Genomic DNA, 22,945 nt, shown 5'->3' with positions numbered 1-22,945 from the left:
TAAAGGGTGGCGCAACATGCGCCACCGCTGGCTTCCCACTATTTAGCCTCTGACTTCTCGCCGATTAAAAGTCAAGAAAAAAAATTACCTCTAGGTCATTTATTGACCTTTTCACGGCCAACAAAAAGGGCTACTATAGCGCCCCTTTGAAGAGCTAAGGTGAAACAGTAAATGCAGATTGGACCCTATCAACTGAACAATCAGCTGATCGTGGCACCAATGGCAGGTGTCACCGATCAAGCTTTCCGTAATCTTTGTCTTCGTTATGGCGCAGCCCTAGCGGTTTCCGAGATGCTTTCATCCAATCCCGAGGTTTGGGATACAGATAAAAGCCGCCAGCGCATGACGCATTCTGGCGAGGAAGGCATCCGCTCAGTGCAAATTGCAGGAGCCGATCCTGATTTAATGGCGCAAGCCGCCCTGTTCAATGTCGAACAAGGCGCTCACATCATTGATATCAATATGGGTTGCCCCGCGAAAAAAGTGAATAAAAAGCTGGCTGGCTCAGCGCTGATGCAAAATCCACCGCTGGTAAAAGAGATTTTACGAGCCGTGGTCGCCGCAGTGAATGTGCCTGTCACGTTAAAGATTCGCACCGGCTGGGAGCCAGAACACAGGAATGGTGTTCAAATCGCCCAGATTGCAGAGGATTGTGGCATCGCCTCGCTCGCCGTTCACGGCCGCACGAGACAATGTATGTACAGAGGCAACGCCGAGTACGACACGATCAAAGCAATCAAACAGAATGTCTCGATTCCTGTCGTCGCCAATGGGGACATCGACAGTCCGGAGAAAGCCCGCTTTGTGCTGGAATACACCGGTGCCGATGCCTTGATGATAGGACGGGGTGCTCAAGGACGGCCTTGGATTTTCAGAGAAATCCAGCACTACTTGGACACGGGTAATAAGCTAGCGCCCATTGAGGTTGCCCAGCAGCGTGAAGTGATGCTGGAACACCTCACCAAACTGTATGACTTATATGGTGAATACAAGGGTATCCGCTTCGCCAGAAAACATATGGGATGGTACCTAGACCAAGAAGCTCAGCGCCAATTTAGGGCTGACTTTAATCTGCTGGAAACCGCTGCAGAACAGTATTCCCTCGTGGAATGTTATTTTGATGAATTAGTACAGAATTAATAAAGAGCAGAATAGAATGTTTGATCAGACAACTAACACAGAAGTTCACCAGCTTACCGTTGGCAAAATCGAAACAGCAAACGGCACTATCAAGCCCCAGTTATTACGTGACGCCGTCAAGCGTGCCGTAACTAACTTCTTCGCACAGTTGGACGGTCAGGAAGCACAAGAAGTTTATGAAATGGTGCTAAGCGAAGTTGAAGCGCCTCTGCTTGACATCATCATGCAACACACTCGTGGCAACCAAACCCGCGCAGCAAACATGCTAGGTATCAACCGTGGTACCCTGCGTAAAAAATTGAAAAAATACGGCATGAACTAATCATTTCGATTAAGTGATTGTTAGAAAAGGGGTTAACCTGCAAGGGTTAGCCCCTTTTCGCATTATATGCCTCCCATATCTACCTAGAGAGAATTCCTAAGCTAATTTCTATCGATGAAACCACTATTTCTAAGATTAAAAATAAATATGGGTTATTTGAATGGCCTTTGACTCGTATCTATACTGCATAGGCAAATATCTTAGGTTATCGCTGTCTCCACTATAGAAGTATAAGTAAAAAATAAAACCCTGATAATTTACACTTTAAAATCAAAAGTTAATAAAATCTGACTTGTTGACTAAATAACAAGGTGATGCAGTTAAACATCTTATTTATTTTCTGTTTTAGTTAATGTTCGACTAGCTGTCCGCTGATTTAACCATATCACGGATTTTTGTTAGGAATGTGCTATCACTCATTGAGGCAACATCAAAATGGAAAACAATGAATTAATTGCAGTTGAAAAACGAATCGTCGCCAGATTTTTGGATATGTTTATTAAGTTTAGTCTGATCTTGGGACTTGCCTCATTCTGCCTTACCGTGTTTGCGCCCTTTATGAACCTGATGTTGTGGGCGCTGATCTTAGCGGTGACCCTTTATCCCTTACATCAACGTTTCGCCAAACGCCTGAATGATAAACAGGGCAAAACAGCGACCTTGCTGGTGCTGCTCGGTTTACTCTTGTTGGTCGTCCCGACCATAGCTATGGTTAGCTCCATGGGGGACAGCATCAGCAATCTGATTGAACGCGTCAATAACAATACGCTGGATATTCCCGCTCCTTCGGCCAATATAGCTACTATTCCTCTGGTAGGTGAGAAGCTCAACACTGTATGGCTAAAAGCGTCCACCGATCTACCTTCCTTGATCAAGAGCCTGCAACCACAGCTAGGCGAAGCGACTAAAAAAATTATAGGTACGCTGGCCAGTATGAGCGGTAGCTTACTGATGAGCATTTTTTCCTTTATCGTGGCGGGGATCATCATGGCCTATGGCCGCGCAGGAGCCAATAGTGCCGACCGTATCGCTACCCGCATTATTGGCTCAGAGCGCGGTTTAAAGCTCACCGCCCTGTGCACTGCAACTATCCGCGCCGTGGCCTTAGGTGTAATAGGGGTTGCCTTTATTCAAGCCCTGTTAGTCGGCATCATCATGACCTTCGCGGGTATTCCTGCGGTCGGTATTTTCTTTGTCATTGCGCTGATTTTAGGCATAGCGCAAATCCCAGTGATTCTCGTCACCATCCCCGCCATCGCCTATATTTGGATGATTGGCGATCACGGCACAGCCCTTAATATCGTCTTCACTATTTTGCTGATTGTGGCGGGTATGGCTGATAACGTACTTAAGCCATTACTCCTTGGCCGCGGTGTCGATGCGCCTATGCCTGTGGTACTGATCGGTGCTTTAGGGGGTATGGCGGCTAGCGGTATTCTTGGTATGTTTGTTGGGGCAACCTTACTTTCTATCGGCTACCGCATTTTTATGGCCTGGGTTGACGACGGTCTCGCGGAGACGAGCGAGACCAATGACCATCAATAACCCTTTTACTCGGACTCTGCTCGGTGGGGCCTGTGTGCTGCTCAGCAGTTGTAGCGTGCTCGGCCCCGACTATCAAAGGCCCGAGGTCAAAGAAATACAGAGTTGGCAGAATATGAGCCAGAGCCTCTTTAAAAATGAGGCCCCTGCCGCTGATTATCATCAATGGTGGGCACGCTTAGACGATCCTGTATTAAGCGTCTTAGTCAAAGAATCCTTAGTCAAAAACCCAGATGTACGCATTGCCGGTCTGCGCATCCTCGAGGCGCAAGCACAACTCGGCATCGCCGAAAGCTTGCTTGGCCCACAGGTCACGCAGGCAACTGGTGAGTGGCTAAGGGTAGGCCAAACACAAAATGGCCATAGCGCATCGGGTAGCAGTTATGGCGCCACCTTTAATCTGGGTTGGGAGCTAGACTTTTGGGGCAAATTCCAACGCGGTATTGAATCCGCTGACGCTAACTACTTTGCCAGCCTCGCTCAATACGATGATGTTCAGGTGTTGATGATCGCGCAAGTCGCTCAATATTATGTGAATATCCGCACCATTGAGGCCAGACTCCAGATAGCCCAAGAGAATGCGCGCATTCAAAAACGCAGTTTGGAAATTACTGAGCGACTATTTCAAAGTGGCAACAGTGCCGAGCTAGATGTGCAGCAGGCCAAGACTCAATATCTGGGCACCCTCTCAGGTATTCCACAACTCGAAACCAACCTGCGCCAAAGCCAGAACGCCCTAAGCACTTTACTGGCAAGGGCGCCGGGGCCGCTAGCGGAAATGGAGTCAAATACAGGCTATATTCCACAGGGTAAGCTCGCACTGGTCGCCGAAATGCCCGCAGATTTATTACGCCGCCGCCCCGATGTACGAGTCGCCGAACGGCAACTGGCTGCTCAATCGGGTCTTATTGGTATTGCCGAAAGTGAACTCTATCCATCAATCACACTGTTAGGCACCCTAGGCATTAATGCCACAGGGATGGGTAACGAAGCATTTTCCTGGGCTGCGGGCCCCTCTATCAGTTGGAATTTACTCGATAGAGGCACCTTAACCAATCAAATCCTGATCCAGGACGCCCGCTTCCAGCAATTACACGAGCGTTACCGTGACACTGTATTTAAAGCTGCTCGGGAGGTTGACGATGCCGCCATCGCCTATGCTAACGATCAGAACGAAATCCAGTTATTGACTCAAACGGGCGCAGCGGCACGCCGCTCCCTCGAAATAGCCAATACCCAATACCGTGAAGGAATGGCCGATTTTCAGCGGGTACTCGACTCCCAACGCGCGCTATTTAACCAACAAGAACGCTTAGTCAATAGTCGTGGCGCCCAAATCCGTAATCTTATCTTGCTTTACAAAGCGTTAGGTGGAGGTTGGGAACAAGGCCGCCAACGCGCCTTAGTCACCCCAGAAGTCGAAGCTCAACTGCGAACGCGTTCTGAATGGGCACCGCTACTCGATGCGACTCAGCCACAACCCAATACTCAGTCCCAACCAGATAGTCAGTTCCAACCCAATACTCAGAAGGGGATCCTTAATGACTGATAGCACGTCTTCTCCCGGTCAAACCAGCCGCCGCGCTACATTAGGATTGTTGGGATTAATCCTTCTGTTACTTATTTGGTATCTGATTGCCGATAGGCTAACACCTTATAGCTCTCAGGCGCGGGTACAAGCCTTCGTTGTTCCTATCGCAGCCGAAGTGTCGGGGCAGATCCTCAAAGTATATGTCAATGATAATCAAGATGTTGACATAGGTGAACCGCTATTCGAAATCGATCCTGAGCCCTATGACATAGCGCTGGCTAAGGCGCGCTCTGATTATGAAACTGTACTCAGTGGCGTCAAAGCGAGCAGCGAAGGAGTCAGGGCCGCCGAAGCAACGCTACAAGCGATGCGAGCAGCCTATGATAATGCAGCCAAAGATGCCGAACGCCAGGAACGCCTCTACCGTGAAGATCCAGGAGCGATATCAGTACGCCGCCTTGAAATCGCCCAAGCGACACGCGAAACAGCCAAAAGCCAAGTCACGGCGGCCGAAGCCGATGTGCGCCGGGCCATAGAGTCGGCGGGGATCGCAGGTGAGAATAACTCCCAACTTCTCAGCGCCCGCTCGGCGGTAAACAAGGCGGAGTTGGACAGACTCAATACCCGAGCACTGGCACCAAGCCGTGGCCTCATTACCGATCTCAACACAGACGCGGGCCAGTTTATGAGTGCGGGCGCACCGGCCATGACACTGGTCGCCATCCATGATGTTTGGATCTCGGCTGACATGACTGAGAATAACCTCGGTAATATCCAAATTGGTGACAAGGTCAGTATCTTGCTCGATAGCCTACCGGGGCAGCTGTTCCAAGGGGAGGTTCGCAGCATTGGCTATGGTATAGACGATGGCAAAAACCAGCAGGCAGGTTCACTACCGACGGTAGATAACAACCGAGATTGGTTGCGCCAAGCCCAGCGTTTCCCCGTTAAAATTGCCTTTAGTGCCGATCCTCCTCCCGCAGCGGGGCTGCGTGTCGGTGGTCAAGCCGATGTGCTGGTTTATACCGATGAGGATGGGCTGATGAACCTGCTCGGAGCCTTGTATATCCGTCTGATGAGCCTCTTCTCATTCCTCTATTGAGATGCCATATGCATAACGCCGACAGTGCGGTAATGAGAATTAGTGCTGGTGTCACGATGAGTGTGCTGATTTGCTACGGATTAGCCCTGCCTATGCCCCACCTTGGTTGCATTATGGCTTGGATAGTCCTATGTCGTCCTGGCGCAGCACTGAGTTTCAAGCAAGGCTTGGTCGGCGCCACGCTCCTGCTGGGCATGATGGTTGGCGGGGTGCTGTTAGTGCCCTTGCTGGAACACTATGCCTTAGCGGCCGTGCTCTTAGTCATGCTACTTCTCTATCTGCTGATGCAAAAATCGATCACTGGCATGGGGGCAATAGCCATGCTGCTCATTATGGCGATCACTGTTATCCCGGTCGCGGGCCTTATTGAGCAGGCATTGGCTATTGCGATTGCCCAGATGATGGCCGTAGGGATCCTCATTGGAACCTTAGTCAATGGGATAGCCCACGCTCTATTTCCCCCGAACACTGTGGCAGTCAAGACTCAACAAGCGGCTCTGCCACCCGAGCACTCCAAAAGACTGGCCTTACGCGCAGCGATTATTGTGTTGCCAGTGTGGTTACTCGCGCTGAGCAATCCGGCATTTTATATTCCGGCAGTTATGAAAACGGTAATGCTGGCGCAACAAAGTACGTCACTCGACGCTAAACATGTGGGTAAGGAGCTGGTGCTATCAACCTTAATGGGCGCCTTACTCGCCTTTGCACTCTGGATGGGGCTGAGTATCTGGCCGTCATTATTGATGTTGGTATTGATGCTCTGCCTAATGACACTTTGGTTAACGAGGCGCTTAGTTCAACTCGCTCCAGGACGTTTCCCGCCCTCCTTTTGGAGCAATGCTTGGATCACTGCCCTGATTCTGTTTGGCCCAGCAATTGCTGACAGCGCTACAGGTAAGGATGTTTGGTTGGCAGGTGCGATACGCACTGGCCTCTATTTAATGGTCGCGGGCTACGGCTGGCTATGCGTGATCATGCTTGAACATTGGTGGCCAGCTGGTCGGCCGGCACCAGAATCCAATATAGGAGCATAAAATGCTGACAATTATGTTGGTCGGTTTACCCGTCATTTTGATAAACATGTTACTGCAATCCCTAGTCTCCATCTGGTGTATTCGCTTTTACAGTAAAAACTTCTCTGATCGCGATAGCATAACCGCTGGCGTACTGAGCCTATTTGGCATTATCACGATAGTTATGCTGGGCAATTTCGCGCAAATCGTTGTTTGGGGAGCCTTATTTTTACTACTCGGTGAATTTGAAACACTAAGGGATGCCATTTATCACTCGGGTGTTAACTTCGCCACATTAGGCTACGGCGATGTGGTCATGAGTACGCAATGGAAGATGCTTGGCCCGTTAGAAGCCGTCAATGGTGCACTAATGATTGGCTTATCAGGCGCTTGTATGTTGGCCGTCTTGCAACATAACATCCAAAAAAGGAAACACTAAACGACTTCCCCTATTGTTAGGGTGGCATGCTTAATCGCGCACCACAATGACCGCGCCTTAAGCCCTGTACTGCTGCTTTTTTGACATTGTTGATAATTCCTATCCGTCCTACTCCCTAAGGGATATTTCATCCAATGAATTGTGACTTCGCCTGCAAAACCTGACTATTTTAGTCAGGATTAGTTGCCCCACATTAAAGATGCAAATAATATGAATGTAAATTTATTGTCTGCTTTGGAGTATTGCTATGTCGTCTGCCAATCTGTCATCGGAGCTAAACTTGCAGGAAGGGTCATCGGTATTACCACTATGGTTAGATAGGAAAGTAGGAGAACTCGTCGCCGAGGATTTCCGCCGTGCCCATATATTTAGCCAATTTGGTATTGATTTTTGTTGTGGTGGTGGCAAACCACTATCCGTTGCCTGCGAGCGCGCCGAGGTCAATCCTACTAAGGTCATAGCTGCATTAGAAGAGGCCGCACTGGTGGGTAGCAGAGAAGATGAGTTGAATCAATTGCCTCTGGGACAACTGATTGATTATATCGAAACCACCCACCACCAATATGTACGGGCAAAAGCACCATTACTGATTGAATATTCTGAAAAAATGGTGCGTGCACACGGTGAGCACTATGCCGAAATCATTCCCTTTGCAGGTTGGGTTAGAGCCCTAATCGAAGAGCTAATGCCACACCTAATGAAGGAAGAAAAAATTCTCTTCCCGGCGATCCGCGCACTCAGTCAAGGTGAGCAGATTGAAGGCTGTTTTGGCCATATAGGTAATCCCATTAACGCTATGCAGCATGAACATGAGGAAGCGGGGCAAATCCTGCAAAAACTGCATGAATTAACGAATGATTTTATCCCGCCAGAATATGCCTGCACCACATGGCGCGTCTGTTATGCCACCCTAGCGGAATTTGAAGCAGACCTGCATAGGCATATCCATCTAGAGAACAACATCCTCTTCCCTAAAGCGCTCAATCTCGCCTAGGGTTAAGCGCTTATCTAGTCATAGAAACAAAGGCAAAATCTGGCCTTTGTTTCTATTGCATGCTACAAAAAAGTCATGTGTCACTGACGGGTATGCAGCCATGACATTTCAATCCTTTGCACTCGATGATATTACCGATTTACATGAGTCGGCCCAGGTGGAATTTAAGCTCGCTGGCGGCCGAGATGGTCAAGGCCAATTACCCGAAGATATTTGGGCTACTTATAGCTCTTTTGCCAATACCTTAGGCGGCGAGATCATTCTCGGTATACGGGAAATGCGCGGACGTTTCACCATCGAAGGTATTCCAAATCCCCTACCAGTTTTGCAAGAATTTTGGGAGATACTCGATGACCCATTCCGGATTAGCCACAATATTCTCGCCATTTCGGACGTGCAACTGATTCAAATTATGAATAAAAAGCTGATCAGGATCCGTGTACCACTCGCACCGGAACACCTAAAGCCCATCTTTATTGGGGGTAATGCCTACACCGGCACTTATTTTCGATTGGGGGATGCCGACATGCATGCAAGCCGTCGACAAGTGAGTCAATTACTGCGCCGCGCCCGTTACTGCAATAAACAGCTCAAGACGCGCTAACCCTTTATTTTTATGAATTAAAATCCTGCTAATAAATAACCGCCCATAGCCGCAATTGCCGCACCTGAGATGCGCATCAGCTTGCGTTGCCCCGTTACACGCTGCATACCAAGGCCAATCATTACCCCTCCTAGATGGATGACCGCTGTCCCGCATAAAAATCCCAGCGCGTATAATACAGGGCTCGCTAATTCCGGCATTTCTGCACCGTGGGCATGGCCGTGGAATATGGCAAACACGCCAACAAATGCCATGGCAAATAACAGGGGAAGCTGGCGGTCAAAGGCGATGGCAAGCCCGAGCAACAACACAGAGAGGGTGATGCCAATTTCTACGAAAGGAACGGCAATGGCGTATAAACCTAGAATCCCGCCAAGCAACATAAAGGCGACAAATGCTAAGGGAACCGTCCAGATAGCACGACCGCCGAGTTGGGTACTGAGCATCCCCACACTTAGCATAGCGAGTAGATGGTCAAACCCTAGCACTGGGTGGTTAAAGCCCGACATAAAGCCACCGCCTGAATGGATCTCATGGGCCGAAGCCGGCGCGATAAACAGGAAGGTGAGTAGAGCAAATAAACTTAAGCGCACCATAGCGAGATCCTTGATAAGCAATTGAACCATATAAGACTCTACTGCATATCCGGGCGATAAACGGTGATCTTTATCACCCTTAGATTGTCGAAGACTGATTTAAGATACTCAGTAAAAACACGCGCAAACAAATCCCTAGTTTAAATTCACAAAATAGTTCAAGTTCACAAAATATTGCTAAGCGATCCTAGGGCTGCGATCTCCATATGGGGCAAAAGTGCCGCTATTGGTAATGACTCAAGTTGACCAAAACTGGGATTCAGCCACACCGACTGACAGCCAGCCAAACGCGCCCCCCGCACATCGGCATTTAGACTATCGCCAACGTGCAACAGTTGTTCCGAACGGATGTCTAGGCGAGCACAGGCGAGATCAAACATATCCTTAGCAGGTTTCATGCGCACACCGTTTCCAGGGTGCAAAACAAATTCGAACGCATCACCGAGACCAATACGCTCGGCATCCACATTGCCGTTGGTAATACCGACCAGTCTAAAACGCTGCGACAAGTGCCTAAGTAACGAGAGCACTTCGCTTGATACTTGAAAATGGCTACGATGAAAATAAAAACACGCTAACCCTTCTGCAGCGCCACGCTCGGCCTCAGCCGCACTATAACCAAGTTGCAGTAACCCTTGGCGTAACGTCGCTATCCTTGCCGCCGTTGTATCATGGGCTAATTCGGGCATTTGCTGTAAAAGCAGCAGTTTTAGCCGTCGCCAATCCTGAGGTTGCCATGCCGCAGTGAGTGGAAAGGACCGATGTAAAAACTGAGTTAACTCGGCTTCTGCATTCAAAATATAGGGCTGGTTGTTGTACAAGGTATCGTCGAGATCGAAACTGATCGCGTGAATATTTTGGGGTCTAAGGTAACAACGCATTATTTATCCTGTGGTTTTTTCGCTCTAGGATGGGCGCTATCATACACCTTAGCTAAGTGTTGGAAATCTAAACTGGTATAAATTTGCGTGGTCGCAAGGTTTGCATGACCCAATAATTCCTGTACCGCCCGCAAATCGGCGCTTGCTTCTAACATATGAGTGGCGAAGGAATGGCGTAGTTTATGGGGATGCACTCGCACCGACAGTGCCTGCTCTTGGCCCCATTTTGTCATCCGCGCCTGAATACTGCGATGGGATAAACGCCGGCCTTTTTCGGTCACAAACAGGGCGTTATCTTCACAGGGGATTTGCCTTCTACAGGTGAGCCAAGCTTCCAACGCCTTTATGGCATAGCTGCCGACTGGCACAATTCGCTCTTTATTACCTTTCCCTAATACCCTAACTTCCCTTAACTCATAATGCACACTGGTTAAATCGAGTGCAGCTAACTCAGCCAAACGCAGGCCACTGGAATAAAATAGCTCCATTATGGCCTTGTCCCGCAGGCTCAAGGGATCTGTGCCTTCAATTTCCAGTAAATGGGTTAGGGAATCGACATCGATATTCTTCGGCAGCGGTTTAGCCTGTTTGGGCGCACTTAAGCCTTTGGCGGGATTAAGTTCGATCACACCTTCGCGCAGCAGAAACTCTCCCCATTGCTTAATCGCGGATAAACACAATGAGAGAGAACGCGGGCTTAACCCCTTGCGGTGCAACTTGGCGAGCACTTGTTGCCAGTGTTCACGCGCGACATTGAGCAGATCAATACCATCCGGCAGTAATCCATTGGCGCGGTGTAACTCGTAGAGATAATTGCGCACGGTATGATCGGATAACTGCCGCTCCGAATGTAAGTAACGCTCAAAGGATTGCAGGTAGTTGGCACAGAGATCCGCCACACAGGGATCCGATATATCGCTCGCTGGTGCACTCATATCGGGCTCCTTATCGGTGGGGATTAAACATTATCTCGATAATAATCAAAGCTTAGCTAACATATACGCCAGCAAACGTCGTAGCTGTTCCAGCAGCATGTTATCCATATCGGGGTGAAAATGGGTCGCATCTTGGCTGGCGATGGCAAAGATAACGGGGATCTCTTCGGCTAACTTGACTAAGGCAACTGATCCCACTTCTGCGCCAAATAAGCGTTTAGCTTCCTGTTGCGTCACGCGGCCAAAATAGTGACCTTTACGCAAGCGTTGCTCCCAAATCGCCTTCATATCAAGGTCTACATCGAGCACACTAATAAGACGCACATGGGTAAAATGAAACTGGTCCTTCAAACTGTCGGCTAACATCTCTTTAAGCGACACTAGATCGGCACAATTGAGCAACTTAAACGACAGCTCAGAGTTAAACAGATAAATTTTCTCGTTACGCGCCGCCATCGCCAACAGGCTAGTGATTTCTTCCTCGAGCTGGCTCACTCGCTGGCGCAACAATTCCTGCCGCCTCTCAACCAAAGAAATAGCGCCACGTTCCATATGGGGCAAACGCATCGCTAACAACAGCTCGGGATAACGATTAAAAAAGTCGGGATTATCGAGCAGATACTCACGAATGATGAGTTCATCGAAGGGCACATCTGTCTGTGGCATGAGGGGCTCTGTCATAACTGAATTTGTCCGTCGTAAACGTGTTGCGCGGGTCCGGTCATCCACAGGGGTTTGCCTTCGCCTTCCCAATTGATGGTTAAGGTACCACCGGGTAAATCCACTCGCACTTGTTGATCCAGTTTCCCTTGAACTTGCCCCACCACCACGGCGGCACAGGCGCCCGTGCCACAGGCTAAGGTTTCGGCCGCGCCACGTTCATAGACTCTCAGCTTGATATGCCCTGAGTTCACCACTTGCATAAACCCGACGTTCACTCCGCGCGGAAAACGCTCATGCTTGGTCAGCAGAGCGCCAATTTCGGCAACGTTAGCATTGGCAACATCTTCCACATCGAGTACACAGTGGGGGTTGCCCATGGAAGCCGCGCCACATAAAAAGGTTTGTTGGGGCGTTTGCAGCAGGTAGGTTTTCTCGGCTTTCTTGGCCTTAAAAGGAATTTGACTAGGTTCGAGAATAGGCACGCCCATATTGACGGTTACAGTGCCATCACGTTCCAAACGCAGCGTCATTTTACCCGATGAGGTACTAACACGAATTTTATTCTTATTTGTCAGCCCCTTATTACGTACAAAACGGGCGAAACAACGGGCGCCATTACCGCAATTTTCCACTTCCCCGCCATCGGCATTGAAGATGCGATAGTGAAAATCTAAATCGGGATCATAGGGCGGTTCGACCAAGAGCAACTGGTCAAAACCGATACCAAAGTTACGATCGGCTAAGCGGCGGATCTGCTCAGGCGAAAAGAACACATTCTGGGTGATCCCATCGACCACCATAAAATCGTTGCCCAGTCCGTGCATCTTAGTGAATTGGATCAAGATACTTATCCTTTAAGCCTAGGCGCTGCCATAAGTAGCCAAGCACCTGAATCAATATAATTTTCTAGTTTACGGCAGGAGTTGCTCACCTTGCCAGAGCTGAGACAGTTTTTCTCGCTCACGTACTAGATAAGCCTTATCGCCATCGACCATCACTTCGGCGGCCCGTGGACGGGTATTGTAGTTAGAGGCCATCGCAAAACCGTAGGCGCCACTCGAACGCACCGCCAGCAAATCCCCCGCCGCTACCGCTAACTGGCGGTCTTTGCCGAGGAAGTCACCAGTCTCACACACTGGCCCAACAATATCAAAGGCATAGGTTTGCTCATTCCTTGGATTAACGGGAATAATATTTTGCCATGCGCTGTAGAGTGCAGGGCGGATTAAGTCATTCATCGCGCCATCGACAATCGCAAAACGCTTGTCGCTGTTCTCTTTAAGATAGAGCACCTGGGTAACAAAAATCCCCGCGTTGGCCGCAATCGCACGGCCAGGTTCGAAGATCAGTTTAAGTTGACGGTCCCCTAAACGCTCCAGTAGCGCGGCGGCATACACATCGGGGTGCGGCGGCGTTTCAGCATCATAGGTCACCCCCAAACCACCACCGACATCGAAATGCTCAATCACTATGCCTTGCTCGGCTAAACGGTCGATCAGGGCTAACATGCGGTCCATAGCATCGAGGAAAGGTTGAATTTCAGTCAGTTGCGAGCCGATATGGCAATCGACCCCCTTCACCTGTAAATGTGGCAACCCATGGGCGCGGGCGAATACGGCTTCGGCCTCATCCATAGCAATACCGAATTTGTTCTCTTTAAGGCCGGTCGAAATATAGGGGTGAGTTCCCGCATCCACATCGGGATTGACTCGCAGTGACACGGGCGCCACTTTACCTAAACGGCCAGCAACCTGGTTTAACAGCTCAAGCTCGGCACTCGATTCGACGTTAAAGCAGTAAATCCCTAGGTTGAGCGCCTGTTCCATTTCGGCAACGGTTTTACCTACGCCAGAGAACACCACTTTATCCGGGGAGCCACCCGCTTCAATCACTCGCGCTAATTCACCACCGGAAACGATATCAAACCCACTGCCTAAGCGGGCTAACACATTCAGTACGGCCAAATTCGAATTGGCTTTAACCGCATAACAAATCAAATGTGGGTGATCAGCAACGGCATTGTCGAAGGCATGCCAATGACGCTCAAGCGTCGCACGGGAATAGACATACAGTGGCGTACCATAGGTCTGGGCCAAATCGTTCACTCTACAGCCTTCAGCATGCAGGGTATTATTGTGGTAGAGAAAGTGATCCAATGTCCGGTTCCTTACTGCGCTTTGTTATCGTGTTGATTATTCTAATGAGCGGTGATTATTGTGTTTTTTCCGCTTCGATGGCGTTAATTTCAGTGTTGATCTTTTCGGCCTCAGGCACTGTCTTAGGCACTTCAGCTTTTGGCGCTTGACTCGCCTCAACGGCAGGTGATTTATACAGGGGCCCTTTTTGGCCGCATGCCGTAATGAATAGGCTACCAAGCATTAACAATAAAAACAGTCTCATTTTTCTCAACATCTGTGCATCTGGTGACTAATGGCCTTATAATCGCACCCATCTTGACGAAAGCAAAGGACAGAAATGCATGGCCATGACAGATACAGAATTTCACCAGCTCGCCGATGACATGTTCCAAGCCATAGAGAATGCCATTGAAACCGCGATTGATGAGCAAGATGCCGACGTCGACATCGATGCCAGCGGCAATGTACTGCAATTAGAATTTGTGGATGGTTCTAAGATTGTGATCAATAAACAAGAACCTTTGCATGAGATCTGGGTAGCTACCCGTTTTGGTGGATATCACTTCGGTTTTGTCGATGGGAAATGGCTAGATGGGCGCAACGGCGGTGAGTTTATGCCATTTGTGCAAGAGTCTATCCAACGTCAAGGCGGCATTAAACTTAGCTTCTAATCTAAGCCAGTCGTAGCGCAAAGTCATAATAGTGCAAAACAATAATGGGAGCCTTGGCTCCCATTATTTATGTTCAAAACCCAGCTTAAAACTCAGTGTCTTGGTCGCTCACATTGATACCGAAGGGTGTCACTGTTAACTCACCCGCCACCCGTACCAGATGGAAAAACTGCGGAATGTTAAACCCCGCTCTGGAGGCATAATGTTCACTAAACACATAATGATGGCTGACTTTATTTACTAACTCAGCCATGTTCGATCCCGCCTGGACATAATGGCTCAGCTGATTTTCTTCATCGAGAATAAATACATCTAAGTTATCCACCCTTTGACGTAGAAAATATTGGATAGCTCCCTTAGCGGCATAATTCTGAACCACTTTAGGCATACTCGAAAAAGGATCATTCCCCAGTTCTGGTCGTGGTAATTGCACTAAATGGCTGCGGGATAGCTGTTGATAAAAAGACTTAGCATCGCTTAAATCTTGATACGCCATCCCTAGAGAGTTGAAGAAAATTCCATAACGAGTATGACTAATCTGCAGCGGCTGCACTAAGGTACTGGACTGCTGTGCCTGCTGACATAAACGCATCGTTTGCATGAGCAGGTTTTTTACCGCTAATTTAAGTTGTGACCGCAGCTTTTGCGAGCAGCTAATCACATCCATATCGACAGGCAAAGTAGCACGCCTTAACCCTGGCGTGACAAAAGCTAAGGCTTGTAATATCGCGGTTTCGCCTTCAAAGCGATGGCATTGCCACTCACCCCAACTATTCAGACATATCGCATCTAAGGCCCCGAGCATATTCTCCTTCTTGCGTCCAAGGGAAAATACGTTAGCGTTCATCATATCGACCACCATCTCCTGCCCGCGCCATTCAGTGGTGGGATCACTGTCTAGGTTCAGTACGAAGATCAGCTTCCTGAAATGCCAAGGCTGGCATAAGTCCCGTTTGGACACTCGCCAATCATGGTCGACAAAATTCAATAGTCGCTTAGAGGCCTCGGTAAGCCGTTTCGAGTGCACCTTGCTCCGGCCTAATTCATACCATTTCGTATCCGGGGTAGAAACCCCATTTAAGCAAGCCCAAATCATTAACGCCGAGGGTGTTTTACCTTTGCATATGGCAGATTCGCCCAACAAATTCTGTGGCTTGGGCCCTTGCCTGTAAAGGTAATAGCGGTTCTCACGACTACTTGAGACCATAGTGAGTTCCGATTCGGCAACGGAACGACTCCAGAGTAAATTTAGCTTAGAGATTTGATCTTCATCTTGGGTAAAATAGGTGTGCAATTTGCGGGTGAGCATACCCAGTTCTTCGACACGCAGCCCCTCATTTAGCTCGTGGGTCGATGCAAATCGCAATAGGGTTTGATAGCTCGCCAATAACAACTCATTCAATTGATCATTAAACCAATTGAGTTGACCGCTATGCCACTGTTCACAGTCGTCTAAGGTGCGGATCAAACTGTCGGGCCATTGCCAATCCTGCACTAGCTTTTGTAATTTGGCGTAGCGCCAATCTTTCCCCTGATCTGGCCGGCTTAAAAATACCCCGCATTTTAAATAAAAACAGCGGCGCGCAATCTCGAGACGACGGGTATCCTTTTGCTGCAACAAGTAGGCCTCAATCACTTGATAGATTGAGTAGTAAGCATCATTAGCGGTTGAAAAATCCCCAGCGAGCGTTTTTTGCCACAGACGATCGCAGAGCAATTGAGAATGGGGATATTCACTGGCGTACGCCTCGAGTAACAGTACTTTGATCAAGGCTTTGTGTGGCTTATTTAGGCCTTTATAGAGTTGCCACAGCGAGGCGCCAAAATACTCACTCGCGGGTAATTCATGCACATTTCCAAGATACAGGAGGTCAGGGTTTAATTTAGCATCTGGCCACCATGCAATAGTTTTACCCGCCAAGCGAATTTGACTACGGTAAAACTCCTCCAGCAGCAGCCAATGCTGCGCGCTACCACTGTGCTCGTGTGCCATGGAAGATTGGCATCCATTACGCCCCAGACCACCACTAAACTGTTGCGAATGCACTAAGTAAAAATTCACCTCAAATTGATATTCGGCAAACCAGGCGGTTAATCTATTGGCTTTAGTGTGAATTAAGGCTAAGTCCCTGTCGCACAAATCGGCACTATATACCAACCAAACATCGACATCGCTCTTGGTATTTTGGCCAAAGCTGGCGGTACTGCCCATGGCATAAACGCCTTCGAAGGCACACACATCAGGCTCTTGGGCTATAAATGGTAGCTTGACAACATCACAGGCCTGCGACTCGAGCACACCCGCTGAATACTCCTTAATGCCACAGGGAGTATCGGGAGCATGACACCCTGGATACTGAACGCTGTTCTGGTGAATAAAAAAAGGAATTAACTGGAATAAATGCTTTTGTAGCGGTGACAATAAAGCCAAAGCCCGCGCGATGCGAACCTTATTAAGTCTTTCTGCAATATCAGGAAATAGGCCTTGCTGATCCATCCTAGAACACAACGCTTAAATACTTATGAGAAGTGTGCTCATGTTAACACTTTTGCAAATCCGAGCAACTAACTAAATGTGAAGCTCGTCACATTTTACGGCTATTTAGAATACAGCCAACTTCAAAGAATCGATATCACTTCCTTACATAAACTAATAGCCAATGTTAGCATTGGCGCAACTAAGATCTTTGATGGAAGCTAGGCATGTCTGAGAACCGCATACGTATCGCAACCCGCAAGAGTCCGCTGGCCATGTGGCAAGCTGAATTTGTTAAAGCCGAATTAGAACGCATTCACCTCGGTATTGTGGTGGAGTTGCTGCCAATGAGCACTAAGGGCGACGTGATTTTAGATACGCCGCTAGCAAAAGTAGGTGGTAAAGGTTTGTTCGTCAAAGAACTCGAAGTCGCCATGCTAGAAGACCAAGCCGATATCGCAGTGCACTCCATGAAAGACGTGCCCGTCGATTTTCCTGAAGGACTCGGTCTTGAGGTAATTTGCGAGCGTGAAGATCCCCGCGATGCCTTCGTGTCGAATTTATATAAATCGATCAGCGAATTACCACTAGGCGCAACCGTGGGCACCTCGAGCCTACGCCGCCAATGCCAACTGCGCGCATCACGTCCCGACCTCATCATCAAAGATTTACGCGGTAACGTGGGAACACGTTTAGCTAAGCTAGATAACGGCGAATACGATGCCATTATCCTTGCCGCTGCGGGCTTAATTCGCCTGAAACTATCTGAGCGTATTGCCAGCTTTATTTCGGCCGAAGAATCCTTACCCGCCAATGGCCAAGGCGCCGTGGGTATCGAATGCCGCACCAATGATGAGCGTGTTAAAGCGCTACTGGCACCATTAGAACATTTAGAAACGCGCTACCGTGTTATTGCCGAGCGCGCGATGAACACTCGCCTCGAAGGTGGATGCCAAGTGCCGATTGGCGCATTTGCTGAAATAGATGGTGACGAGATGACCCTACGCGGCCTAGTCGGTAATCCCGATGGCAGTGAAATCATCGAAGGCGTGATCACAGGCCCAAAAACCGAAGCCACGCAATTAGGTGTTGCCCTTGCCGAAGAGTTACTGAGCAAAGGTGCAAAAAGCATTCTCGACGCCGTTTACGCTAAAGCCTAAGTCAATGAAAGTCTTACTGACGCGCCCCGAGGGGCGCAATCAGTCCATGGTCGATGCCTTGAATGAACTAGGCATTGCCCATTGGGTCACACCTCTGCTGTGTGTCGAAGCAACGCCCCCTATTGCACTAAATACTCCGCACCCCTTGGCACACGCCGATATGATTATCTGCATCAGCGCCAATGCAGTGACTTTTGCGGATAACGCCTTAACTACTGCGGATCCACACACCAAAGCTTGGCCTCAAGCTCAATACTTCGCCGTAGGACATGCGACTTGGGAAGCATTAGATCAGCTCGGCATTTCGGCACTCGAAGCCCCAGATGATTGTCAGCAAACAGAAGGATTACTGACTCTGCCTGGGCTGCAACAAATCCGAGGGAAAAATATCACTATTATACGTGGCGTAGGTGGCCGCGAAGCCTTAGCCGAACAACTGACTGAGCGCGGCGCAACTGTACACTATTGGGAAGTGTATCAACGGGCCTGCCCGCCACTCGATGGGCGACAGTTAGCACTACAATGGCAAGCCTTCGGGATAGATACTATTGTAGTGACCAGCGGTGAAGTACTGGATAATCTGATTAATTTAGTGCCAAAAGAGCTATTTGCATGGCTGCGCTCATGTCATATCATAGTCCCAAGTAACCGAGTAGAAGCTCAAGCTCACGCCTTTGGTATAACCCAAGTCACCAATGCCAATGCCGCCAACAGCAAAGCCGTGCTAAACGCCCTTAAACTCTAAGCGCTATTTAGCCCGATTTTACTCGAATTTCGGCAGTAGCATGTTTTCAAGGACTGTTAAATGGATAACAACAAGCACGACGCAAAGAGCCCGGAATCCGAGGCTACCGCTATTATTGTGTCACCGGAAACGACCGATGACATGTCCGCAACATCAGCGTCATCCACTGAATCCCAAACAGCCAAAGCCACAGCTTCAAGCACGCCGAGCCAAACGCCAGCCTCCAATAGAAGCTCGTGGGCGATTCGCTTTGGGGTGTTATTAGCGCTGGGTTTAACCGCTTGTACCCTTGGTGGCGGTTTTATGCTGTACCAACAAATGCAACAACAACTGCTAGCGCAGGATGCAAAAAATATCGCCCTTCAGGACCAATTACAGCAAGCGCTATTGCAGCCAAATCAACGTATTGGCCAGCTTGAGCAGCAGCAACTGAATGATGCTAAGACTTACCAAGAATTGACAAAATTAGCAGAAGATCAAAATCAACTGCAGGACAGGGTCAATAAACTTGCCCAGCGCAGCCCAACGCATTGGATGGCCTCTGAAGCCGAATATTTAGTAAATATGGCGGGCCGTAAACTTTGGTTAGAAAAAGATCCCCGCACCGCCACCGATCTATTAAAGTCGGCGGATGAAACCATCGCCGCCATGAACAATCCAGCGTTACTGCCGATTCGGAAAGCACTGGCGAAAGATATCGCCGCCACGGCCAGCATTAAAACCACAGATATTGATGGCAATGTATTGGCCCTCGATGCCTTAATTGAACAACTCGATAAACTGCCGCTGAATCGCACCGATGCAGAAGCCGATACCCCAGAAGATACAACTATTACTGGGGATTTGAATGATTGGCAGAGCAATCTGGGTAAAACGTGGAAAGCATTAACCCAAGACTTTATTACCATACGCCACAAAACCGCCGATGCGCCCGCTTTACTCGCACCGGAACAGCAATGGTATCTGGTTGAAAATATTCGCCATAAACTGCTGCAATCGCAACTTGCGTTATATCGCTATGACAGAGCGGCTTATCACCAATCATTGATGATGGCGCGAAAATGGATCCAAACCTACTTTGATATGCAAGATCACAAGACAGCTGAGGCCATCGCCGAAATCGATAAATTAGCGACCTTAGAACTTGATCCTATTACCCTGAAATCCTTTACAGCTAAACCTCTGTTATTACAGCTGACTAGCTATGGTGAGCTGACCTCATCAGAGGATGCGTCACTATGATCAAAATATTAATTTACTTAGGGATTGTGCTAATAGGGCTCTGTATCAGCCCTTGGTTGGTTGGTAATACAGGTTACGTCTATATAGCAGCGGGTGACTACCAGATTGAGACCAGCTTAATCTTTGGGATCATTGCCTTAATTGTATTTTATGCCGTATTCCAAGTATTCGAGTGGCTAGTGATTAGCGCCATCAATCTGGTGCTACGCAGTCGTTTTATTCCTTACCACTGGCGCCGCCGCTCTGCCAAGAAGCATACCTTAATGGGGGCTCTGGCTCTGGCTGAAGAAGATTGGCCAGCGGCCGAACGCGCCATGATCAAAGGCGCCGACAACGGCGAACTTCCTGCGCTTAACTTACTGGCAGCGGCCCGTGCGGCTCAGTATCAACAAAAAATAGCCGAGCGAGATCAATATCTTGATCGTGCAGCAGCGCAACCCCTTGCCGCGAATGCCGTCGCAACCACTCGCACTCGATACCTCTTAAAACAAGGGGAATTGGCCTTAGCCCGCGTCGAGCTGGATAAATTAGCCCCGACCAGTAAGAGTAAAGCGCCATTGCTTAAACTCGCCTTTGAGTTATACCGGGCCCAAGAGGATTGGGAGGCACTCAAGCTATTGCTACCTATTTTAAGGAAACGCCAGATCCTAGAGGATAGTCAATTAAATGAACTCGAGTTAGCAACCCACTGTGCCTTACTCAAGGCCGCAACGATTAAAGGTGAAGAAGCCTTAGAACAATGCTGGCAGTGGTTATCTCGTAGTGAACGCAATCAATCTGAGTTTCTAGCTATTTATGCCATGGGTTTGTGCCGCTTTAATCGCAAAGATCAAGCGCTGAAACTGTTATCTAAAAAGTTACGAACGTCCCCCGAGTCAGCACTTTTAGTGACAATTCCTGAAATTGCCACTGCCCAAGATACTGAAATTCGCAAACAGTTACTGAAACATGAAGTGACCCATGAGAGTAATGCCGACTACCAGATGTGTCTCGCCAAACTATATCAGCAAACGCGGGATATGAAAGAAGCCAAAAGCTGTTGGCAAAATGTGTGCAGACTTCAACCTACTAAGGATTCTTGGTTGGCATTAGCCCGGATCCAAGAACAATTAGGCGAGCAAGGTCACGCCAATCAAAGTTATCGTCAAGCGGTTAATTTGTAGCTCTATAAACTCAATAAATAGACGCCGTGATGTGTGCAAGCAGATTACGGCGTTTCACCATAATAACATCACTACAAAGTGATCTGTTTCCCCATCACGGGACACTCCCTGCCTACAAATTTTTACTCCTTAATAAAATTTTCACCCACACGCCAAGATTGTTTTGTTATAAATATGTTTACATATAGAGATCGTATACACTAAATAGCGTTAATTTTATCAATTAAGGCACTACATCTAGTTAGCTCCCTAAAAAATGTCAGTTTTACGTTCCGCACCCGATAAAATCCAGTCATAGCAAGCAATACAGCCGCGTCAAAAAATTGACTTAACACGTTTCCCCAGCTAAAATTTCACCACTTGTATCACGATTCAACATATTTGTTGAATTTGTGCGTCTTCGGATTAACACAGTTGGGCTGTTGGGAGCTTATTATGGGATCGGTCATTACATCAAAAAACGGTATGCTCAAGCTTGTTAAAGGGCAAATCAGCGTCGAAGTTAATGGTACAAATCAACCCGCTAAGGATGGCGAGCTACTCCCGAAAGGTGCAGTTCTCCATATAGGGGAAAACGCGACATACGAGATAACCTTCGATGATGGCACTAAGCTATCTAATGAGGTTGCTCCGAACGCTACAGCCGCAGCCGTCCCCAACACGGCAAGTGAAGCAGCCTTAGATGAAATCCAAGCATTACAAGATCTTATAGCATCTGGTGAAGATCCAACCCAGAACTTACCAGAGACCGCAGCGGGTAATGCCCCAGCTAGTGATGGTAATTCCGGTTACGTGTCACTGGCCCGTGATGGTTCAGAAGCACTCGCTACCTCTGGTTATTCAACCGCAGGTCAACCGTTGACAGATGCAGCCACTCCGACACCAGAACAAACAATTGCAACAGACTCACCTTCTCTATTAGTTAATGACACAAACACTGTTGCGGAAGATACCATTGCCACTGGTAATGTGCTCGCTAACGACAGCGATATCGATACTCTACTGACGGTTGTAAGCTTTGAGATCGATGGCACCTCCTTTACCGCAGGCACTCAAGTAACCTTAGACGGCGGTATTTTAGTCCTCAATGCCGATGGTTCTTACACCTTCACCCCTAATGAAAATTGGAATGGTCAAGTCCCTGTCGTCACCTACACGACAAACACAGGATCAACGGCCACGTTAACTATCAATGTCACGCCAGTGGATGCTCCGTCTGTATTGGTTAACGACACCAATACCGTGGAAGAAGATACCGTTGCCACTGGTAACGTGCTCGATAATGACAGCGATATCGACAGCGACCTTTCCGTTGCCAGCTTCACCGTGAATGGCAATACCTTTACCGCAGGCACCACAGTTGAACTCGAGGGCGGCAGCTTAATTCTTAATGCCGATGGTTCTTACAGCTTTACCCCTAATGAAAACTGGAATGGCCAAGTCCCCGTTATAACTTACACAACAAACACTGGCTCAACTGCAACTCTGACCATCACCGTCACCCCAGTGAACGATGACTTCACCGACGCCAACGAAGTGCGCAGCATTGTTGAAGACAGCCCCGAAGTGACCGGTAACGTGATTGATG

23 protein-coding genes are annotated in these 22,945 nt (G+C 48.6%); 15 read left to right on the top strand and 8 right to left on the bottom strand.

Annotated elements, in window-relative coordinates; genetic code table 11:
• The first annotated feature begins 171 nt into the window (after positions 1 to 171).
• The 9 genes from dusB (at position 172) to COW15_RS04255 (ending at position 8,687) form a co-directional block, all read left to right on the top strand.
• Positions 172 to 1,140 carry a tRNA dihydrouridine synthase DusB gene (dusB, locus tag COW15_RS04295; protein WP_293630376.1) on the top strand — a complete coding sequence of 323 codons (969 nt, stop codon included), beginning with the start codon at positions 172 to 174 and terminating at the stop codon, positions 1,138 to 1,140.
• A gap of 16 nt (positions 1,141 to 1,156) precedes the next feature.
• Positions 1,157 to 1,462 (top strand): DNA-binding transcriptional regulator Fis, encoded by a 306-nt coding sequence (gene fis, locus COW15_RS04290; protein ID WP_006083371.1) that lies wholly within the window; start codon positions 1,157 to 1,159, stop codon positions 1,460 to 1,462.
• Between the two features lie 435 nt (positions 1,463 to 1,897).
• Positions 1,898 to 3,007, top strand: coding sequence for an AI-2E family transporter (locus COW15_RS04285; RefSeq protein ID WP_293630297.1), 1,110 nt, complete (start codon positions 1,898 to 1,900; stop codon positions 3,005 to 3,007).
• The gene (locus COW15_RS04280) at positions 2,994 to 4,553 is read left to right on the top strand and encodes an efflux transporter outer membrane subunit (protein ID WP_293630295.1); all 1,560 of its coding nucleotides are present in this window, start codon (positions 2,994 to 2,996) and stop codon (positions 4,551 to 4,553) included. Before COW15_RS04285 ends, COW15_RS04280 begins: the two co-directional genes overlap by 14 nt.
• Positions 4,546 to 5,637: an HlyD family secretion protein gene (locus COW15_RS04275; RefSeq protein WP_293630294.1), complete on the top strand. Its 1,092-nt coding sequence runs from the start codon at positions 4,546 to 4,548 to the stop codon at positions 5,635 to 5,637. The genes COW15_RS04280 and COW15_RS04275 overlap by 8 nt, the downstream gene beginning before the upstream one ends.
• 8 nt (positions 5,638 to 5,645) lie before the next feature.
• Positions 5,646 to 6,671 carry a hypothetical protein gene (locus COW15_RS04270; RefSeq protein WP_293630292.1) on the top strand — a complete coding sequence of 342 codons (1,026 nt, stop codon included), beginning with the start codon at positions 5,646 to 5,648 and terminating at the stop codon, positions 6,669 to 6,671.
• A 1-nt stretch (position 6,672) separates the two neighbouring features.
• Entirely contained in the window at positions 6,673 to 7,089 is a 417-nt protein-coding gene (locus COW15_RS04265; protein WP_293630290.1) for an ion channel, read from the top strand.
• A gap of 247 nt (positions 7,090 to 7,336) precedes the next feature.
• Positions 7,337 to 8,083 (top strand): iron-sulfur cluster repair di-iron protein, encoded by a 747-nt coding sequence (gene ric, locus COW15_RS04260; RefSeq protein WP_293630288.1) that lies wholly within the window; start codon positions 7,337 to 7,339, stop codon positions 8,081 to 8,083.
• Positions 8,084 to 8,183: 100 nt separating this feature from the next.
• Complete coding sequence (locus COW15_RS04255) at positions 8,184 to 8,687, top strand: ATP-binding protein (protein WP_293630287.1); 504 nt, start codon at positions 8,184 to 8,186, stop codon at positions 8,685 to 8,687.
• A gap of 17 nt (positions 8,688 to 8,704) precedes the next feature.
• Here COW15_RS04255 and COW15_RS04250 read toward each other — a convergent pair whose 3' ends face one another.
• The 7 genes from COW15_RS04250 to COW15_RS04220 form a co-directional block, all read right to left on the bottom strand.
• A complete protein-coding gene (locus tag COW15_RS04250) occupies positions 8,705 to 9,283 on the bottom strand; it encodes a HupE/UreJ family protein (protein ID WP_293630460.1) in 579 nt (192 codons plus the stop codon).
• A gap of 164 nt (positions 9,284 to 9,447) precedes the next feature.
• Complete coding sequence (locus COW15_RS04245; protein WP_293630286.1) at positions 9,448 to 10,164, bottom strand: HAD-IA family hydrolase; 717 nt, start codon at positions 10,162 to 10,164, stop codon at positions 9,448 to 9,450.
• Complete coding sequence (gene xerC, locus COW15_RS04240) at positions 10,164 to 11,099, bottom strand: tyrosine recombinase XerC (RefSeq protein WP_293630285.1); 936 nt, start codon at positions 11,097 to 11,099, stop codon at positions 10,164 to 10,166. Before xerC ends, COW15_RS04245 begins: the two co-directional genes overlap by 1 nt.
• 45 nt (positions 11,100 to 11,144) lie before the next feature.
• Complete coding sequence (locus COW15_RS04235; protein ID WP_293630284.1) at positions 11,145 to 11,780, bottom strand: DUF484 family protein; 636 nt, start codon at positions 11,778 to 11,780, stop codon at positions 11,145 to 11,147.
• On the bottom strand, positions 11,777 to 12,604 hold the full coding sequence (gene dapF / locus COW15_RS04230) for a diaminopimelate epimerase (protein ID WP_293630283.1): 828 nt from the start codon (positions 12,602 to 12,604) through the stop codon (positions 11,777 to 11,779). Before dapF ends, COW15_RS04235 begins: the two co-directional genes overlap by 4 nt.
• Before the next feature lie 69 nt (positions 12,605 to 12,673).
• Positions 12,674 to 13,918, bottom strand: a complete 1,245-nt coding sequence (gene lysA, locus COW15_RS04225) for a diaminopimelate decarboxylase (protein WP_293630282.1) — start codon at positions 13,916 to 13,918, stop codon at positions 12,674 to 12,676.
• A 55-nt stretch (positions 13,919 to 13,973) separates the two neighbouring features.
• Positions 13,974 to 14,162, bottom strand: a complete 189-nt coding sequence (locus tag COW15_RS04220; RefSeq protein WP_293630280.1) for a lipoprotein — start codon at positions 14,160 to 14,162, stop codon at positions 13,974 to 13,976.
• A gap of 79 nt (positions 14,163 to 14,241) precedes the next feature.
• On the opposite strand from COW15_RS04220, the gene cyaY reads away from it, so the two are divergent.
• Positions 14,242 to 14,571, top strand: coding sequence for an iron donor protein CyaY (gene cyaY / locus COW15_RS04215; RefSeq protein ID WP_007644520.1), 330 nt, complete (start codon positions 14,242 to 14,244; stop codon positions 14,569 to 14,571).
• Positions 14,572 to 14,656: 85 nt separating this feature from the next.
• Here cyaY and COW15_RS04210 read toward each other — a convergent pair whose 3' ends face one another.
• Positions 14,657 to 17,068: a class I adenylate cyclase gene (locus COW15_RS04210; protein ID WP_293630275.1), complete on the bottom strand. Its 2,412-nt coding sequence runs from the start codon at positions 17,066 to 17,068 to the stop codon at positions 14,657 to 14,659.
• 206 nt (positions 17,069 to 17,274) lie between these two features.
• Here COW15_RS04210 and hemC point away from each other — a divergent pair, with 206 nt between their 5' ends.
• The 5 genes from hemC to COW15_RS04185 all read left to right on the top strand — a co-directional run.
• Positions 17,275 to 18,207 (top strand): hydroxymethylbilane synthase, encoded by a 933-nt coding sequence (gene hemC, locus COW15_RS04205; RefSeq protein WP_293630273.1) that lies wholly within the window; start codon positions 17,275 to 17,277, stop codon positions 18,205 to 18,207.
• A 4-nt stretch (positions 18,208 to 18,211) separates the two neighbouring features.
• Positions 18,212 to 18,952 carry a uroporphyrinogen-III synthase gene (locus COW15_RS04200; protein WP_293630271.1) on the top strand — a complete coding sequence of 247 codons (741 nt, stop codon included), beginning with the start codon at positions 18,212 to 18,214 and terminating at the stop codon, positions 18,950 to 18,952.
• A 60-nt stretch (positions 18,953 to 19,012) separates the two neighbouring features.
• On the top strand, positions 19,013 to 20,194 hold the full coding sequence (locus COW15_RS04195) for a uroporphyrinogen-III C-methyltransferase (RefSeq protein WP_293630269.1): 1,182 nt from the start codon (positions 19,013 to 19,015) through the stop codon (positions 20,192 to 20,194).
• Positions 20,191 to 21,357, top strand: coding sequence for a heme biosynthesis HemY N-terminal domain-containing protein (locus COW15_RS04190; protein WP_293630268.1), 1,167 nt, complete (start codon positions 20,191 to 20,193; stop codon positions 21,355 to 21,357). The genes COW15_RS04195 and COW15_RS04190 overlap by 4 nt, the downstream gene beginning before the upstream one ends.
• Positions 21,358 to 21,792: 435 nt before the next feature.
• A partial coding sequence (locus COW15_RS04185) for a retention module-containing protein (RefSeq protein ID WP_293630267.1) occupies positions 21,793 to 22,945 on the top strand: 1,153 nt, incomplete at its 3' end.

This window comes from Shewanella sp. CG12_big_fil_rev_8_21_14_0_65_47_15 (assembly GCF_002783505.1).
Lineage (GTDB): Bacteria > Pseudomonadota > Gammaproteobacteria > Enterobacterales > Shewanellaceae > Shewanella.
This window is presented reverse-complemented; position numbering and strand designations above follow the sequence as displayed.

Excerpts from the sequence above, each read along its gene's own strand:
- COW15_RS04210 (WP_293630275.1), bottom strand. The coding sequence starts at position 17,068 with ATGGATCAGCAAGGCCTATTTCCTGATATTGCAGAAAGACTTAATAAG.
- COW15_RS04280 (WP_293630295.1), top strand. The coding sequence starts at position 2,994 with ATGACCATCAATAACCCTTTTACTCGGACTCTGCTCGGTGGGGCCTGT.
- COW15_RS04190 (WP_293630268.1), top strand. The coding sequence starts at position 20,191 with ATGATCAAAATATTAATTTACTTAGGGATTGTGCTAATAGGGCTCTGT.
- COW15_RS04195 (WP_293630269.1), top strand. The coding sequence starts at position 19,013 with ATGGATAACAACAAGCACGACGCAAAGAGCCCGGAATCCGAGGCTACC.
- ric (WP_293630288.1), top strand. The coding sequence starts at position 7,337 with ATGTCGTCTGCCAATCTGTCATCGGAGCTAAACTTGCAGGAAGGGTCA.
- COW15_RS04270 (WP_293630292.1), top strand. The coding sequence starts at position 5,646 with ATGCATAACGCCGACAGTGCGGTAATGAGAATTAGTGCTGGTGTCACG.
- COW15_RS04200 (WP_293630271.1), top strand. The coding sequence starts at position 18,212 with ATGAAAGTCTTACTGACGCGCCCCGAGGGGCGCAATCAGTCCATGGTC.
- COW15_RS04235 (WP_293630284.1), bottom strand. The coding sequence starts at position 11,780 with ATGACAGAGCCCCTCATGCCACAGACAGATGTGCCCTTCGATGAACTC.
- dusB (WP_293630376.1), top strand. The coding sequence starts at position 172 with ATGCAGATTGGACCCTATCAACTGAACAATCAGCTGATCGTGGCACCA.
- COW15_RS04220 (WP_293630280.1), bottom strand. The coding sequence starts at position 14,162 with ATGAGACTGTTTTTATTGTTAATGCTTGGTAGCCTATTCATTACGGCA.
- COW15_RS04255 (WP_293630287.1), top strand. The coding sequence starts at position 8,184 with ATGACATTTCAATCCTTTGCACTCGATGATATTACCGATTTACATGAG.
- COW15_RS04265 (WP_293630290.1), top strand. The coding sequence starts at position 6,673 with ATGCTGACAATTATGTTGGTCGGTTTACCCGTCATTTTGATAAACATG.
- fis (WP_006083371.1), top strand. The coding sequence starts at position 1,157 with ATGTTTGATCAGACAACTAACACAGAAGTTCACCAGCTTACCGTTGGC.
- COW15_RS04245 (WP_293630286.1), bottom strand. The coding sequence starts at position 10,164 with ATGCGTTGTTACCTTAGACCCCAAAATATTCACGCGATCAGTTTCGAT.
- hemC (WP_293630273.1), top strand. The coding sequence starts at position 17,275 with ATGTCTGAGAACCGCATACGTATCGCAACCCGCAAGAGTCCGCTGGCC.
- COW15_RS04250 (WP_293630460.1), bottom strand. The coding sequence starts at position 9,283 with ATGGTGCGCTTAAGTTTATTTGCTCTACTCACCTTCCTGTTTATCGCG.
- COW15_RS04275 (WP_293630294.1), top strand. The coding sequence starts at position 4,546 with ATGACTGATAGCACGTCTTCTCCCGGTCAAACCAGCCGCCGCGCTACA.
- COW15_RS04285 (WP_293630297.1), top strand. The coding sequence starts at position 1,898 with ATGGAAAACAATGAATTAATTGCAGTTGAAAAACGAATCGTCGCCAGA.
- xerC (WP_293630285.1), bottom strand. The coding sequence starts at position 11,099 with ATGAGTGCACCAGCGAGCGATATATCGGATCCCTGTGTGGCGGATCTC.
- cyaY (WP_007644520.1), top strand. The coding sequence starts at position 14,242 with ATGGCCATGACAGATACAGAATTTCACCAGCTCGCCGATGACATGTTC.